The sequence below is a fragment of the Pseudoxanthomonas helianthi genome (genome assembly GCF_017939625.1).
Lineage (GTDB): Bacteria > Pseudomonadota > Gammaproteobacteria > Xanthomonadales > Xanthomonadaceae > Pseudoxanthomonas_A > Pseudoxanthomonas_A helianthi.
Genome location: NZ_JAGKTC010000001.1, coordinates 538,414 through 552,746, shown reverse-complemented (window position 1 = coordinate 552,746; position 14,333 = coordinate 538,414). Strand labels below are relative to the sequence as shown.

At 66.2% G+C, this 14,333-nt stretch carries 14 protein-coding genes and 1 tRNA gene; 8 read left to right on the top strand and 7 right to left on the bottom strand.

The window, feature by feature from the left end; all coding sequences use genetic code 11:
* Positions 1-109: 109 nt before the first annotated feature.
* The 3 genes from J5837_RS02665 to J5837_RS02655 all read right to left on the bottom strand — a co-directional run bounded on the left by J5837_RS02665 (position 110) and on the right by J5837_RS02655 (position 3,426).
* Entirely contained in the window at positions 110-502 is a 393-nt protein-coding gene (locus J5837_RS02665; protein ID WP_210535171.1) for a hypothetical protein, read from the bottom strand.
* A gap of 75 nt (positions 503-577) precedes the next feature.
* Positions 578-1,726, bottom strand: a complete 1,149-nt coding sequence (locus tag J5837_RS02660; RefSeq protein WP_210535170.1) for a DJ-1/PfpI family protein — start codon at positions 1,724-1,726, stop codon at positions 578-580.
* Between the two features lie 17 nt (positions 1,727-1,743).
* Complete coding sequence (locus J5837_RS02655; protein WP_210535169.1) at positions 1,744-3,426, bottom strand: MBL fold metallo-hydrolase; 1,683 nt, start codon at positions 3,424-3,426, stop codon at positions 1,744-1,746.
* Positions 3,427-4,022: 596 nt separating this feature from the next.
* Between J5837_RS02655 and J5837_RS02650 the strand changes: the two genes are divergently transcribed.
* Together J5837_RS02650 and J5837_RS02645 are read left to right on the top strand one after the other, a co-directional pair.
* Complete coding sequence (locus tag J5837_RS02650) at positions 4,023-4,289, top strand: hypothetical protein (RefSeq protein ID WP_210535168.1); 267 nt, start codon at positions 4,023-4,025, stop codon at positions 4,287-4,289.
* Positions 4,290-4,447: 158 nt separating this feature from the next.
* Positions 4,448-5,131: a L,D-transpeptidase gene (locus tag J5837_RS02645; RefSeq protein ID WP_210535167.1), complete on the top strand. Its 684-nt coding sequence runs from the start codon at positions 4,448-4,450 to the stop codon at positions 5,129-5,131.
* A 106-nt stretch (positions 5,132-5,237) separates the two neighbouring features.
* Here the strand turns inward: J5837_RS02645 and J5837_RS02640 are convergent, their stop codons facing one another.
* A complete protein-coding gene (locus tag J5837_RS02640) occupies positions 5,238-5,822 on the bottom strand; it encodes an alpha-ketoglutarate-dependent dioxygenase AlkB family protein (protein WP_210535166.1) in 585 nt (194 codons plus the stop codon).
* Positions 5,819-6,442, bottom strand: a complete 624-nt coding sequence (locus J5837_RS02635) for a GIY-YIG nuclease family protein (RefSeq protein ID WP_210535165.1) — start codon at positions 6,440-6,442, stop codon at positions 5,819-5,821. Before J5837_RS02635 ends, J5837_RS02640 begins: the two co-directional genes overlap by 4 nt.
* A 98-nt stretch (positions 6,443-6,540) precedes the next feature.
* Here J5837_RS02635 and lexA point away from each other — a divergent pair, with 98 nt between their 5' ends.
* From lexA to J5837_RS02615, 4 genes are read left to right on the top strand one after another with little or no spacing between them, the layout of a single operon-like run.
* Positions 6,541-7,158 (top strand): transcriptional repressor LexA, encoded by a 618-nt coding sequence (lexA, locus tag J5837_RS02630; RefSeq protein WP_210535164.1) that lies wholly within the window; start codon positions 6,541-6,543, stop codon positions 7,156-7,158.
* Positions 7,158-7,772 carry a translesion DNA synthesis-associated protein ImuA gene (gene imuA / locus J5837_RS02625; RefSeq protein WP_210535163.1) on the top strand — a complete coding sequence of 205 codons (615 nt, stop codon included), beginning with the start codon at positions 7,158-7,160 and terminating at the stop codon, positions 7,770-7,772. Before lexA ends, imuA begins: the two co-directional genes overlap by 1 nt.
* Before the next feature lie 6 nt (positions 7,773-7,778).
* Positions 7,779-9,182, top strand: coding sequence for a Y-family DNA polymerase (locus J5837_RS02620; RefSeq protein WP_210535162.1), 1,404 nt, complete (start codon positions 7,779-7,781; stop codon positions 9,180-9,182).
* Positions 9,179-12,265: an error-prone DNA polymerase gene (locus J5837_RS02615; protein ID WP_210535161.1), complete on the top strand. Its 3,087-nt coding sequence runs from the start codon at positions 9,179-9,181 to the stop codon at positions 12,263-12,265. Before J5837_RS02620 ends, J5837_RS02615 begins: the two co-directional genes overlap by 4 nt.
* Before the next feature lie 37 nt (positions 12,266-12,302).
* Here the strand turns inward: J5837_RS02615 and J5837_RS02610 are convergent, their stop codons facing one another.
* Together J5837_RS02610 and J5837_RS02605 are read right to left on the bottom strand one after the other, a co-directional pair.
* The gene (locus J5837_RS02610) at positions 12,303-12,950 is read right to left on the bottom strand and encodes a UdgX family uracil-DNA binding protein (RefSeq protein ID WP_210535160.1); all 648 of its coding nucleotides are present in this window, start codon (positions 12,948-12,950) and stop codon (positions 12,303-12,305) included.
* Positions 12,951-13,210: 260 nt separating this feature from the next.
* Positions 13,211-13,287: transfer RNA gene (locus tag J5837_RS02605), tRNA-Met, on the bottom strand.
* Positions 13,288-13,405: 118 nt separating this feature from the next.
* Between J5837_RS02605 and J5837_RS02600 the strand changes: the two genes are divergently transcribed.
* Together J5837_RS02600 and J5837_RS02595 are read left to right on the top strand one after the other, a co-directional pair.
* Complete coding sequence (locus J5837_RS02600) at positions 13,406-14,029, top strand: RNA pyrophosphohydrolase (protein WP_210535159.1); 624 nt, start codon at positions 13,406-13,408, stop codon at positions 14,027-14,029.
* A gap of 67 nt (positions 14,030-14,096) precedes the next feature.
* Positions 14,097-14,309: a bacterioferritin-associated ferredoxin gene (locus J5837_RS02595; RefSeq protein ID WP_210535158.1), complete on the top strand. Its 213-nt coding sequence runs from the start codon at positions 14,097-14,099 to the stop codon at positions 14,307-14,309.
* The last annotated feature ends 24 nt before the right edge of the window (positions 14,310-14,333 follow it).

Below are 14,333 nucleotides of genomic sequence, written 5' to 3'. Positions count from 1 at the left end.
TTCAGCTGATCTCCCAAAAGCCCAAGCTCGCGAGGCGGAGAGGGGCGACCGGGGGAGGTGGGCGTTGCCCGCTGGGGGTAACACGACGACACGCAGGCGCAGCCGCCAGCTAGATGCCTCTCGCGTCGGCGTACACGATCCATGCGCCGCACAGGGCCACGAAGTAAATCAGGCCCATCAGCGAAAACACCTGCGACCTCCGCAATCGTGGATGGCGCTGCCCGACTGTCATCGCGTAAACCAGCAAACCGACCTTGCCGATGCCGTGTCCATCCCGGGCGGCTTGTTCGGCAATCCGCATGAAGTGATGAATGGCGAATACGAACGGAAACAACAGGACTGCCTGGGCCAACGCGACTACGAGTGTCACCGGAAGCCCGAACGGTCCGCTGCCAAAGGCCTTGACCAACACGGGTTGGACGTCGGGAAAGAACGTGACGCCGATAAACAGGACGTAGACAAGCGCCGGGAGTGCGTAGCTGGCTCTGCTTGCTTCAGGCATGGGATCAATGACTCGCACGGGAAAGGTGGGCTACATCGAAGCGACTCGCGCAAATCCCGGTCACGATCCGGCCGTTCATGGCGAGTGCGGAAGATATTCGAGCTGCATGGCGACCACATCCGCTGTCTTGTCTCCGTAACGGCCCGCGATGGCGGCGAGCGTCCGGTCGATCGTGGCGGCGGGCGCGGCCATTCCGGGGGCGTCGATGTATTCGGCGTTTTTTCCGGCGGGTCCAACGGCGTCAGGCAGTACCCGGATGCCATCGCGGTCGATCAGTGTCGCGCCGGCCGGCGCCCGCGCGACCGCGCGGGAGCGATACGTGCGGGACCATGCATCGGCGGCGATGGCCAGCGATACGGCATCGAACCCGGGCGCGACCGCGATCTCGAGCTCATCCCGTTGCCAGAACCGGAGCCTGTTGGCCAATACCGTGGTGGCGAAGGGACGCGTCATCCGGAACGCCGCGCTGGCATGTCCGGCATCCCAGTGTTCGACGCCGATGCTGCGCGCGACCTCAAGGGCCTTGCCGCGGCCGGCGATGGCTTCGATCAGGGTCAAGGCCATGGGCATGGATGCCGAGATTCCCGTCGTGGTGGCCAAGCCTGGCTCGACGACCCACCTGCGATCGGCCACGAGGGTAATCGACGGATCGATTCGCCGCAGCTTGTCGCGATAGAACCAGTGCGTCGTCGCCCGGTGGTTCCTTAACAGTCCCGCTGCGGCCAGTACCTTGGCGCCGGCGCATACGCCGATGAGGATGGCGCCTCTTCGCTGCTGGTCCCGCAGCCAGGCGGCAATGGCGGGATCGTCGTCGCGACGCATCGCCGGGACGATCACGTAGTCGGCACCGGCGGGATATTCGGCGTCGAACCCGGCGATGTCCATATCCGGTTGCACGCTCAGCGCCGGATACAGTTTCACGGGATTGTCCTCGACGGCGACCAGCTTCACTTCGGCGACATCGGCGCGGCGCAGGATGCCCGTGGGCATCAGGTAATCCGTGGTTTCGGTGCCTGCGTTCAGGCCGATCACCGCGACCACCGGACGCTGGGGGCGCTTGGGCGGATGCAGCCGGACCAGACTCGCGGCGCTTTCGGCCAAGGGCACCGCGGCGGCCGTCGCGACGACACCTTCCGGAAGCCGGACTATCCATGTCCCGCCAGCGACAAAGCCAATCAGCCCCGCGACGCAAGCCCATTTGATGATCGTGGGCAGCCTTCGCATTCCGGGCGCATTTCCTCTCATGGTGCCGCGACCGTGTCCTGTTCCGGGGCGAGATAGGCGTCGAGCCAGCCGGTCATTTCGTTCCATGCCGTGGGCGGGTAGTGCATGCCGTAAGCGTGTCGCGGGGCGATATCCGCCGCTTCAAGCCGCTGCCGGAGCTCCAGCAGCATCTCCGGCGCGAACCAGTCCTTCGGCCCCGAGGGCTGGACCAAGTCGCTGGTGTAGACGAGGCGGTTTGCTGGAAGCCACGCCAGCATCTGCCGCTCGCCGACCGCCGTGCGCAGCGGAACCAGCTCGACGCGGTTCTCGCGACTGTCGATCGCTGTGCGCGAGCCGATAGGGTGCAGCCGGGCACCACGCGGCGCGCGCTGCAACAAATCGGGCCGGGAGGCGTGGGAAGCGCGCAGCAGGCGTTCGACGACGGCGACGTTGAGATCGAGGGCGTAGATCGGAATGCCGCGGGCGGCATATTCGCGCAGCCCGGCGATGTGGGGCCACGCATCGGACGTGGTCACCACCGCCTTCACCGGCAGGCCGGGAAAACGGCTTGCGGCTTCCTGCAACACGCGGATCGAGTACCCGTTGCCGATCGGCGCTTCGATGACGACGACGCCATCGTGCTGGCGGACCAGGGTCACGTCCCATCGGCCGGGAATCCGGACCACGCCGGGTGCGATCTCGACCGGAGGCGACTGGGAGGATCCGAGCGGGATGCTGTCGACGTCGGCAGGAAGACGTGCGATGTCGTCACGCAACGTGCTGGGCAGGTTCCACGTCGCCGGGTCGAGGTGCGTGGCCAGTTCGAGCGCGCCTAGTTCCCAGCTCTGATCGGGCAAGCCATTGCGCACGTACGACCATTGCGATGGCACTCGCAAACCGTTCGGTCGCAGCGACCAGTTCTCGAAATGCATGCGGGTGTCCACGTCGCCCCACGCATTCCAGAAGATGTCGCGCGGGCGGGGTCCCGACCAGGCCACTTCCGACGGCAGATGGGTGTTCGTGTCGATGAGCACGCGGACCTTCAGGTCGCGCCAGGTCCAGGCGACGATGTCCTGCCCGGTGCCATGCAGGATCTCGTTGCCCCGCAGGCACGCATCGGGTGCCTGGGCTGCGGTGAGCAACACTTGCAGCGGATTGAACGCGAGCAGCTCCTGCATGTCCTGGACCAGGGACTGCCTCGCAGGCACCAGTTTGTCGCCGGCGCGGTTCGCCGCGATGCCGTCGGCGACGACGTACTCGACCGGTGCCGCGGGTCGTTCGGGCGGCGCCAGCCAGCCCAGGCGCGAGGTTCGCCGTTCGGTGCCGTGCGCACGTTCGTGCCGGAAGTCGAGCGTAAGCTGCAGCTGGTACATATCCTGGATCCAGGGTCCCTCCGGACGGATGGACTGCTCCAGCAGGTTACGTGCGACGTTCGCCCGCAATTCGACGGCGTCGATTCCTTCCAGCAACTTGCGTCCCCCCAATGCGCGCAGCGAGGTGTCCAGGACTTTGTCCGCCGGGGTTTTGCACGAGGCCGCCATGGAAATCGGCGCACACAGCGGCGTCAGCAAAAGCAGCGCAACAGGGATGGTGAAACGGCGCATGTGTTCCTTGCTCCGGGGTGGAAGGGACATGAACGCGAGCGCACGCCTGAAGTCGATGGGATCGACGGAATCCGGCAGGGGTTCGCTGCGAATCTTCTCAACCGCATGCAACTGCATCCGGAAGCGGAGGCGCTAGCAAACCAGCCGCGTCGCATGGGAAGCAGTGAAATTGGTCATGACCAAGGGGCCAATCGGCCCGTCTTGAGAGGAGCCAATCCACGCGCCAGGAAGATCAAGGGCCTGCAAGTGCGTTGCACGAGAATGGATGAGGGCCAACGCGAAAAACCGTGCGGCCTCCATGTCGGAAATGGTCTCAGCGCTCACGTTTCGATCTTGGTACTGCCGTCGAGATCGAGTGTGTCGCTGGATGATGGAAGTGCAAGAGCAGCTTCGAGACGATCAGGAAGGAGCGCGCAGTAGTGGGAAGAGACTGGTGATGGAAGTCGGGAAGAAGTCTGCGACGTTGCAAAACTGCTCGCTTGTCAGGGCCCGCTATTCACCTTTTGGCGTGGCTGTAAGCCGCAGATAGGTTTGTGACGGCCAAGTCAAAATACCCCGTTTTTCCATGAAAATTGATCGATTCCAGGCGCAAATCTCAAGCGTTGTCGCGTCTTCACAATCCTTCCACGTACGCCAACATCAACTGAAGACGGCTCCATGACTAGGGCAAAAAGGCCGCTATATTCCCAGCTCCCAAACGAAGGAGGATTCAAATGTCCCTGACCCATCAGCATCTGAAGACGGCGCGTTTGCTCGGCGTGGCGATCGTTGCCCTGAGCCTGGGCGCCTGCGCCACCTATAAGGACGAGTTTGCGACGATCAACTCGCGCCTCGATCAACTCGACACCAAGGTGCAGGGCGCGGCCCAGAGCGCCGAGTCCGCCAATCAGTCCGCGCAGCAGGCCAACCAGCGCCTGGATCAGATTGAAGGCCGCGTCCAGCAGCTCGAATCGGCCCCCCGCCGCTCGCCGCGCGGTTGATCGTTGTTGCACCATTCGTGACGAACGGTTCGAAGCCGGGACCCGGTGGCCTTTGCAGGCCACTGGTTTCCCTTCGTCACGCAGTCTTCGTTCCGAGGAAACGTCCCATTCGTACGTACACATATCCTGCAATCCGGGCCGTCTATGGCGCGCTGGCGATGGCGCTGGCGTTCGCGAGCATCGACGTGGCCAGCGCCGGCGATGCCCCCGCGCAACCGGTAGCCGCCGCCATCGATCAGCTTCCGCCAGACCAGGAAGTGTCCGATACGGTGATTGAACTTGCTGGCTGGGTGGTCGCAACCAAGGACAGCCAGGGCTATCCGTTCGCGATCATGGACAAGGCCGCTGCACAGGTCCTGGTGTTCGGCGGCGACGGCCGGCTGCGCGGCGCGGCGCCGGGGCTTTTTGGCTCGGCGACCGGCGACCATACGGCCCCCGGCGTCGCCGGCCTCGCGCTACGCGAGATTCCTGGCCGGGATCGCACGACGCCCGCCGGTCGCTTCGTGGGCGGTTTCGGCCCGTCGATCGACGCCGGACGCGTGCTGTGGGTGGACTACGAGTCCGCGGTTTCCATCCACCCTACCGCTACCGGCGTTCCGGCCGAGAAACGCCCCGAACGCCTGGCATCGCCTTCGCCTGACGACAACCGCGTCACTCATGGCTGCATCAACGTCTCGCCCGAGTTCTACGAGCAGATCATTCGCCCGACGTTCGAGCGGGGCGGGGTTTTCTACATCCTGCCGGAGACGGCGTCGCTGGCGGAAACCTTCCCTGAGTTCGTGAAAAGTCGCGCGACTGCGCAACGCAAGGGTGGAAAACGGGCGCGCTCCGCCCGTCGGTGAAGGACGCGGCGTATTGTCTTTGGTTTGCGAGGCAGCGCAGCGGCTGACGCCGCTTAGTGGCCGTTGGCGGATCGTTGCTCCTCCTGTTCCCCTGCATTGACTCTCGTCAAATTGGATTGACAGGCAAACGCGCACGGAATGCGCAACTGATGCGCGGATCGGCATGGCGCGTCGTCTTCGGGATGCCATGCTCGTGCGTGAACTGGCTGGCATGGCTCATGACCAGCAGGCTGCCAGGTTCGAGCGCGATGCGCAGGGCCCGTGCGCCTTTGTGTTGGCGGCGAATCAGCATGTCCCGGGGCGCGCCCAGCGACAGGATCGCGATCGGTGCGCCATCGACGAGATGGCGCGTTCGATCATGGTGCATGGCCACGCTATCGTGGCCGTCGCGATAGAAGTTCAGGCCGACATGGGAATATCGCGCCGGCGCCACGACGGCGATGCGAGCCGCCAGCTCGCGCAGGGCATCATCGTTGCCCAGCGCCACCGTCGCCTGCAGGCGGGGTACGTCGACGATGCGGTCGTACATTGGGCGCTGTTCGCTGTGCCAAGCAATGCCGTCCCGCAGCTGCGCGAACAATGCGTCGCCCTGTTCGGGAGCCAACCATTGCGGCCAATAGCGGATGCCGCCTTCCGCGTCGTCGACGAGTAGCAGCGGCCCGGTATCGAACAGGAGCGCGGCCGTGTTCATGGAACGATGCCCAAGGCCCCGAGGGCGTCGGCAGGCAGGCGCGCCGCGATCTGTGGATCGAGCGTCAAATGAGCATCGACCAGGTCGCGCATCGCCTGCTGCTGGGCGGGCGACAGCCATCCGGCCGCATGATCGGCATGGGCTTGGTGCAGCAGTCCTTCGAGCCGGTCCTGCTGTTGGCGCATGGCCGCCTTTAGCCATGCGCTCGCCGCGAAGTGCGCGACGAATCCCTCCGCCTGCCGGGCAGCGACGAACCGTCGCGCCGCCGCGTAGGCACCGCGATACCACTCGGTACCGCCACCGGCTTGGCCGCGCATGGTGATGGGCATGGGGCAGTGGTGCGCCGCGAGCGCGCGGTGCAGCTGGGTTTCCAGCGCCTGCGCATCCTGGCGGGTTTCGGTTTCGACCAGCAGGCTGTGCTCGAGATCGAAGGCTTCGAACCAGCGGGGATGGAAGGCGGACCATCGCGCGAGCGGATCGTGGGTCATGCCGACCTTGAGCAGGTCTTCGGGTCCGGACGCGACCAGCACGTACAGGAAGGCGCGGCCGCGGTAGCCGGTTTGCGCACCGGGGGCCGCATTCAGGGTGGAAACGAGTTCGGGTGACGTGGCAGGAGGCATCGCTAAGAGGCTGAATCGTCGGCGTCGCAACCCCTGCGATCCGGTTGCGGATGCTGGAGCGGTTGCAAGGGGAACCGGAAGGTATAAATATTTATACCATGAGCGCACTGACCGATCGCCAAGCCGAAATCCTGTCCTTCCTGGAACGTTTCACGGCCCGGGAAGGCATGCCGCCGAGCATCCCGGAGATCCAGGCCGCGTTCGATCTGGCCAGTCCGCGCGGGGTCGTGAAACACCTCGAAGCCCTGGCTGCCAAGGGTCATCTGGAACTGGTGCCGAACCGGGCCCGCGGCATCCGCCTGCGCACGTCACGACGGACCCGTTCGTCGCGCGACCAGCTCGACCTGCCGATCCTGGGCCGGGTGGCGGCCGGCGCGCCGATCGGCGCTGCGAATACCTTCGACGAATCGCTGGTGGTCGATCGGGCGCTATTCCGCCAGCGGCCCGATTACCTGTTGCGGGTGAAGGGCGATTCGATGCGCGACGACGGCATCTTCGATGGCGATCTGGTCGCGGTGCGGCAGACGAGTTCGGCGGAGAACGGGCAGACCGTGGTGGCGCGCATCGATGGCGAAATCACCATCAAGCGCCTGAAGATCACCACGCGCGGCATCCGCCTGCTGCCGCGCAATCCGGACTACGCGCCCATCGAGGTGCCCAGGGACGCCGACTTCGCGATCGAAGGACTGTATTGCGGGTTGGTCAGGCAGGACTGATGGGCGCCGTCGTTGCACTGGATCGATTGCTGGACGCGCGCACCGTCTGGCGCGGCGCCAACGCGTCGGTATCGCGCGACTCACGGCAGCCCACGGGGCATGCCGCGCTGGATGCACGGTTGCCGCAGGGTGGCTGGCCGGACCACGCCCTGACTGAAGTGCTGATTCCTGCCGATGGCGTGGGCGAACTGGCGCTGCTTTTCCCCACACTCGCGCGCCTGACCCAGGGCGGGCAACGCGTGGTGCTGATCGCACCTCCTTATCGCGTCCATGCGCCGGGCTGGGCCTATGCGGGCATTGCCTTGTCGTGGTTGCAGGTGGTGCAGGCCAATCCGCGCGATGCGTTGTGGGCGAGCGAGCAATGCCTGCGCTCGGCCGCGTGTGCCGCGGTGCTGTGCTGGCCGCAGCAGGCCGATGATCGCGCCCTGCGTCGCCTGCAGGTCGCCGCGGAGACCGGCCAATGCCTGGGTTTCGCGTTTCGCGAAGCCAGGCACGCACGCAATCCTTCGCCGGCGGCGCTGCGGGTGCAGTTGGAAGCCGGCACACGGCAGGTGCGCGTGCTCAAGTGCCGCGGTGGCCTGGCTCCGGCGCAGCCGATCGCGCTGGCCTCGTGAAGCGCCATGCACTGGGCCTGCCTGCGATTGCCGCATCTGGCGATGGACGCCGTCCTCCGCCAACAGCCCGAGCCCGGCATCGCACTCGCCCTGGTCACGGGCCCGGTGCAGCGGCGTGTCCTGCATGCGGTCAGTCCTGCCGCGCATAAGCTTGGCCTGCGCCGCGGCATGCTGCTGTCGGCCGCGCAGGTGCTGACGCGCGATTTCGCGATCCAGGAACACGATCCGAAGTGCGATGAGCAAGCGATGACGATGCTGGCCAGCTGGGCCTATGGTTTCAGCTCGCAGGTCAGCACGGACTTCTCGCATGCGCTGGTACTGGAGATCGGCGCCAGCCGCGCGCTGTTCGGCACGTGGCCGGACATCGAGCGCCGCATGCGCAGTGAGTTGGCCGAGCTGGGCTTCCGGCACCGGATCGTGGCCGCGCCGTATCCGCATGCCGCGCATGCACTGGCGCAGGCCTACGACAGCATCGGCGTCGATGCGTCGCATCTGCAAACGGCGCTGGGCCGGATCCCGATCGAACGCAGTGGCCTGCCGGAGCCGGTGACCACCGCGCTCTCGCGCTCGGGCCTGCGCACCCTGGGGCCGGTTTTCGCGCTGGCCCGCGAGAGCCTCGCGCGGCGCTTCCCGCCCGAGGTGCTCAAGCACTTGGATGCGATCCGCGGCTGGCAGGTACCGCCACTGGATTATTTCCAGCCGCCGGACCGGTTCGAGGCACGGATCGAATTCGAGTACGAAGTCGAGTCGAGCCTGGCGCTGCTGTTCCCGCTGCGCCGCCTGACCCGCGACCTGGCCACGTTCCTGTCCTCGCGCGATGGCGGCGTGCAGCGCTTCGTGCTGAAGTTCGAACACGAGCGTTTTCCCGACAGCGAACTGGTGGTCGGCCTGCTCACGCCCGAGCGCGACGCCACCGTGCTGTTCGACCTGGCGCGCAGCCGCCTCGACCATCTGCAGCTGCCGGCCGGCACCCGCGGCATGCGCTTGCTCGCCGAGGAACTGCCGCCGTTCGTGCCGGTCGCGCGCGACCTGTTCGACGCCCGGCCGTCGCAGGCCGTGCCCTGGGAACAACTGCGCGAGCGCCTGCGCGCCCGGCTCGGCGATGACGCTGTGCAGCCGCTGGCGGTGCAGGCCGATCATCGGCCCGAACGCGCATCGTCGTCATCGTCGGTTTCGGTGGTGCCGTCGTCGTTGCCCCCGCGCCCGGCCTGGTTGTTGCCGCAGCCGATCCCGCTGCGCGGTTTCGGCTTGCAGATCGTCTCCGGACCCGAGCGCATCGAATCGGGCTGGTGGGACGGCGATGTGCGTCGCGATTACTACATCGTCCAGACCCGCGAGGGACAACGTGCCTGGGCGTTCACGGCACCGGGCCAGGAAGGGCCCTTGATGCTGCATGGATGGTTCGCATGAGCGCGCCGGCCTATGCCGAACTGCATTGCCTGTCGGCGTTCTCGTTCCAGCGCGGCGCTTCGATCGCCCGTGAACTGTTCGAACGGGCCAAACAGCAAGGTTATGCCGCGCTGGCGATTACCGACGAGTGTTCGCTGGCGGGCATCGTTCGCGCCTTTGAAGCCTCGAACGAGACCGGTGTTCCCCTGGTCGTCGGCGCCGAATTCCAGGTCGAGGATGGCCCCAAGGTGGTCCTGCTATGCGAGACGATCGCCGGCTACCAGCAACTGTGCCAACTGATCACCGTCGCCCGACGCCGGGCGAAGAAAGGGCAATACCGATGCCTGCGCGAGGACTTCCCTGACGGCGTGGCCGGGCTTTTCTGTCTCCTCTGTCAGGGGTCCCTGACGGCCGAAGCAGACATCCTCTGGTTGAAACGCGTGTTCCCGGAACGGCTGTGGTTGGCGGTCGAGCGCCATCGCGGCCCGCACGACGACCGGCATTGGCAGCAGCTGCAGCAGCTGGCCGAAGTGCACGACCTGCCGATGGTCGCTGCCGGCGACGTGCACATGCACGTGCGCGGACGTCGTGCCCTGCAGGACACGCTGACCGCGATCCGCCACCACTGCACGGTCGCGGAAGCGGGTTGGCGCTTGTTCCCCAACGGCGAGCGCCACCTGCGCACCCGCCAGGCGCTGGCCGCGATGTATCCGGCCGAGTTGCTGGCCGAGAGCGTGCGCCTGGCCCAGCGCTGCACCTTCACCCTCGACCAGCTCCGCTACACCTATCCGCACGAACTGGTGCCTGCGGACCACACGCCGACCAGCTGGTTGCGGCATCTGACCGAGGAGGGCATCCACTGGCGTTGGCCGAACGGCATCCCGGACAAGGCCCGGGCCCAGATCGAGCACGAGCTCGCGCTGATCGCAGAACTGAAGTACGAGTCGTACTTCCTGACCGTCCACGACCTGGTCCGCTTCGCCCGCAGCCGTCAGATCCTGTGCCAGGGTCGCGGCTCGGCGGCGAACTCGACAGTGTGCTTTGCCCTGGGCGTGACCGAGTTGGACCCGATGCGCATCGATTTGCTGTTCGAGCGTTTCATCAGCCGAGAACGCAACGAGCCGCCGGACATCGACATCGATTTCGAGCACGAGCGGCGCGAAGAGGTCCTTCAGTACGTCTACGAACGCTATGGCCGCGAACGCGCGGCCCTGACCGCGGTGGCGATCAGCTACCGCAGCCGCAGCGCGATCAACGACGTGGCCAAGGCTCTGGGCCTGCCGCCCGACCAGGTCAGCGAACTGTCGGCAATGCTCGATTACTGGAGCGAACGCGTGCCCTCGGCTGCGCAGTTGCAGGAGCGGGGATTCGATCCCGAGTCGCCGGTCATCCGCCAGATCGTCGCCCTGACCGCCGAGCTGATCGGCTTTCCGCGCCACCTGTCGCAGCATCCGGGCGGGTTCGTGATCTCCGAACACCCATTGCACACTATGGTGCCGGTGGAGAACGCCTCGATGGCGGATCGCACGGTGATCCAGTGGGACAAGGACGATCTCGACACGCTCGGCCTGATGAAGGTCGATTGCCTGGCGCTGGGCATGCTGACCGCGGTGCGCAAGACGTTGGCGATGCTCCGCGCCGCCGGTCGTCGCGATCTGACCTTGGCGACGATCCCGTCGGAAGACGGGCCGACCTACGCGATGATGAGGCGCGCCGATACGGTCGGCGTGTTCCAGATCGAGTCACGTGCGCAGATGGCGATGCTGCCGCGGCTGCGGCCGAAGAAGTTCTACGACGTGGTGATCCAGGTCGCCATCGTCCGCCCGGGTCCGATCCAGGGCGACATGGTCCATCCCTACCTGCGCCGTCGCCGCGAAGAAGAACCGATCGATTATCCGCCACAGCTGAAGCATGTATTCGAACGCACCTTGGGCGTGCCGCTGTTCCAGGAGCAGGTGATGCAGGTGGCGGTGTCGGCCGCCGGGTTCACGCCGGGCGAGGCCGATAAGTTGCGCCGCTCGATGGCCGCGTGGAAACGACGCGGTGGATTGGAGCCGCATCAGGAACGCCTGACCGCCGGCATGCTGGCGCGCGGCTACACCCGCGAGTACGCCGAACAGTTGTTCGAACGGATCAAGGGCTTCGGCAGCTACGGTTTTCCGGAGAGCCATGCCGCCAGCTTCGCGCTGATCACCTATGCCAGCACCTGGCTCAAATGCCACGAGCCGGCCGCGTTCGCCGCCAGCCTGATCAACAGTCAGCCGTTGGGGTTCTACACGCCGGACCAGATCCTGCAGGACGCGCGGCGCCATGGCATCCGGACGTTGCCGGTCGACGTGCGCTACAGCGATTGGGACTGCGCCCTGGCATTTGCCTCCGGCAATGCTTCGGAAGATCCGGCGATCCGCCTGGGCCTGCGGATGATCAAGGGTTTCCCGCAGGATGCGGCCGAGCGGATCAGTGCGGCCCGCGCCAGGTATTCGTTCGTCGACGTCGCGGACCTTAGCGATCGCTGCCAGCTCGAGCCGCGACATCTGGCGATGCTGGCCGATGCCGGCGCATTGAAGGGATTGGCGGGCCATCGGCACCGGGCTCGGTGGAAGGTCACCGGTGTCGAGAAACCATTGCCCTTGTTCGACGGGCTGGCGGCGACGCCGGAGCCCACGCCAACATTGCCGGTGCCGACCTCGTTCGAGGACATGCGGGCCGATTACGCCACGACCCAGACCACGCTGGGCAAGCATCCGCTGGCCTTCATCCGTAGCCAGCTCTCGGCGCGTCGTTACCGGAGTTCCTCGGATCTGGCCCAGACGCCGCATGGCCGGCGCGTGCGCTATGCCGGTATCGTGCGGATGCGGCAGCGACCGCAGACCGCCAGCGGGGTGACCTTCGTGACACTGGAAGACGAGCACGGCATGGTCAACGCCGTCGTCTGGGCCCATGTGTCCGAACGCCAGCACCGGGTGCTGGTCGAAAGCCACCTGCTCGCCATCGATGGACGGCTGGAGCGGGTCGACGGCGTGCAGCACCTGATCGTCGACAGGATGGAAAACGTCGACGCGTTGCTTGCTGGAGTTGTGGCGCGCAGCCGGGATTTTCGTTGAGACCCATCGCGGTGGCTGGTGCCATGTTGCGCACCGGCTATTCTGAAAGTTTCCCGGCGGCGCGCTGCAAGTCGGACACGAGTTGCCTGCGCGCTTCCTCCCGTTCGGGCGAGCGCATCCTCAAGATCGCCGAGGGATGCCAGGTCGCCATGGCCTGGGTGTCCTCTCCCAGCGGATGCCATCGACCGCGTTCCCGTGTGAGGCGGAACGCGTTGCCGAACAAGGTTTGCGCCGCCATGGCCCCCAACGCAACGACGATCTGTGGTCGAACGCGTGCAAGTTCCGCGGCGAGCCACGGCCTGCACGCAGCCTGTTCGGATGAGTTCGCGCGTTTGTGCAATCGTACCTTGCCGCGCTGTTCGTACTTGAAATGCTTGACCGTATTGGTGAGATACAGGCTTGCGACATCGATGCCCGCTTCGGCGAGCGCATCGCGCAGCAGATGACCGGCCGGCCCGACGAAGGGTTCACCCTGCAGGTCTTCCTGCGAGCCAGGCTGTTCGCCGATCAGCATCATCCGTGCATTGCCGGGACCGGTCCCGAACACGGTCTGCGTGGCGAAGCGCCACAAAGGGCAACGCCGGCAATCGCTCGCCTCGCGCCGCAATGTCGCCAGGCTTCCCGTCAATACCTCATCCACGGGCTTGCCGAGCTTGGGCGGTTCGCGGGAGGTGCGGCGAGCCATGTCGCGACGATAGCCGGCGTGTGTTCGCCTGGAGTGAACAGGCAAGTGGCAGGCGAGAGCGTCCGCCGCACGCGCGATCAGGAAAAACCGTGTGATTGCGGCCTAGAAACGGGCAACGCGAAGAATCCATCGTCGACAAGCCAGACGGGGATCGGCAACGGACGGACCGGAAATGAAAAACCCCGCTGGCTGGCGGGGTTGGACGTGACGCGTCGATCGTCTCGGCGCAGACAACATGCGGGCATGTCGCACGCGGAAGATGGTGGCTATGGGTGGACTCGAACCACCGACCCCAGCATTATGAGTGCTGTGCTCTAACCGGCTGAGCTACATAGCCGCGTGAACCCCGTATTTTCCCCGGCTCTCGGGCCTACGTCAATTATCGGCCGGCCGGCTTGTGGCGTTGTCCGGGACATGGCATTGTCGGGGGCAGTAGATATTCAGGAGTCCGCATCGTGATCGATCCGGACGGCTACCGACCCAATGTCGGTATCGTGTTGATGCGCCCGGACGGCCGGGTGTTCTGGGCGCGACGGGTGCGCCGGGACGGCTGGCAGTTCCCGCAGGGCGGGATGAACACGGACGAAACCCCGCTCGAGGCCATGTACCGCGAGCTGCGCGAGGAAACCGGCCTGCTGCCCGAGCACGTGCTGGTGCTGGGCGCGACCCCCGGCTGGCTGCGCTATCGCCTGCCGCAGCGGGCGATCCGCCGCAACGAGCGCCACGTCTGCATCGGCCAGAAACAGGTCTGGTTCCTGCTGCAGCTGATCGGCGACGAGGCCCATCTGCGCCTCGACCTGACCGAAACCCCCGAGTTCGACCACTGGCGCTGGGTCGATTTCTGGTACCCGCTGGAGCATGTCGTCACCTTCAAGCGCGGCGTATACGCCCGCGCGCTGCGCCATCTGGCGCCGTTCGCGCAGATGGTGGCCGGCATGCAGGCGATTCCCCAGCTGATGCTGGAAGCCGCCAGCCTGGGCACGGGGCTCCCGCAGCCGCGTGGGCGGTCCCGGCGCCGGCCGGGCGGCAATCCCGGCAGCCGGGGCGGGGCGGGAAGGGACGGATCCGGTCAGAATTGACAATCATTCTCATCTGGGCTTGAATAGGCCCGGGCCATTCCGCGCCCGTCCGCATGTCCGATCCGCCATGTACGTCTGTGTCTGCAACGGCGTCACCGACCACCAGATTCGCGAAGCCGCCGCCAACGGTTGCCGCAGCGTGGCCGAGCTGACCATGCGCACCGGCTGCGGCGCGACCTGCGGCACCTGCCTGGACATGGCGGCCGACCTGTTGAACGAAGCCCGCGATGCGCAACGCGCTTCGCCGTTCCCGGTGCCGGTGCTGTCGCACGCGGCCTGACGCGCCATCCCGGCGCGCGTTTTC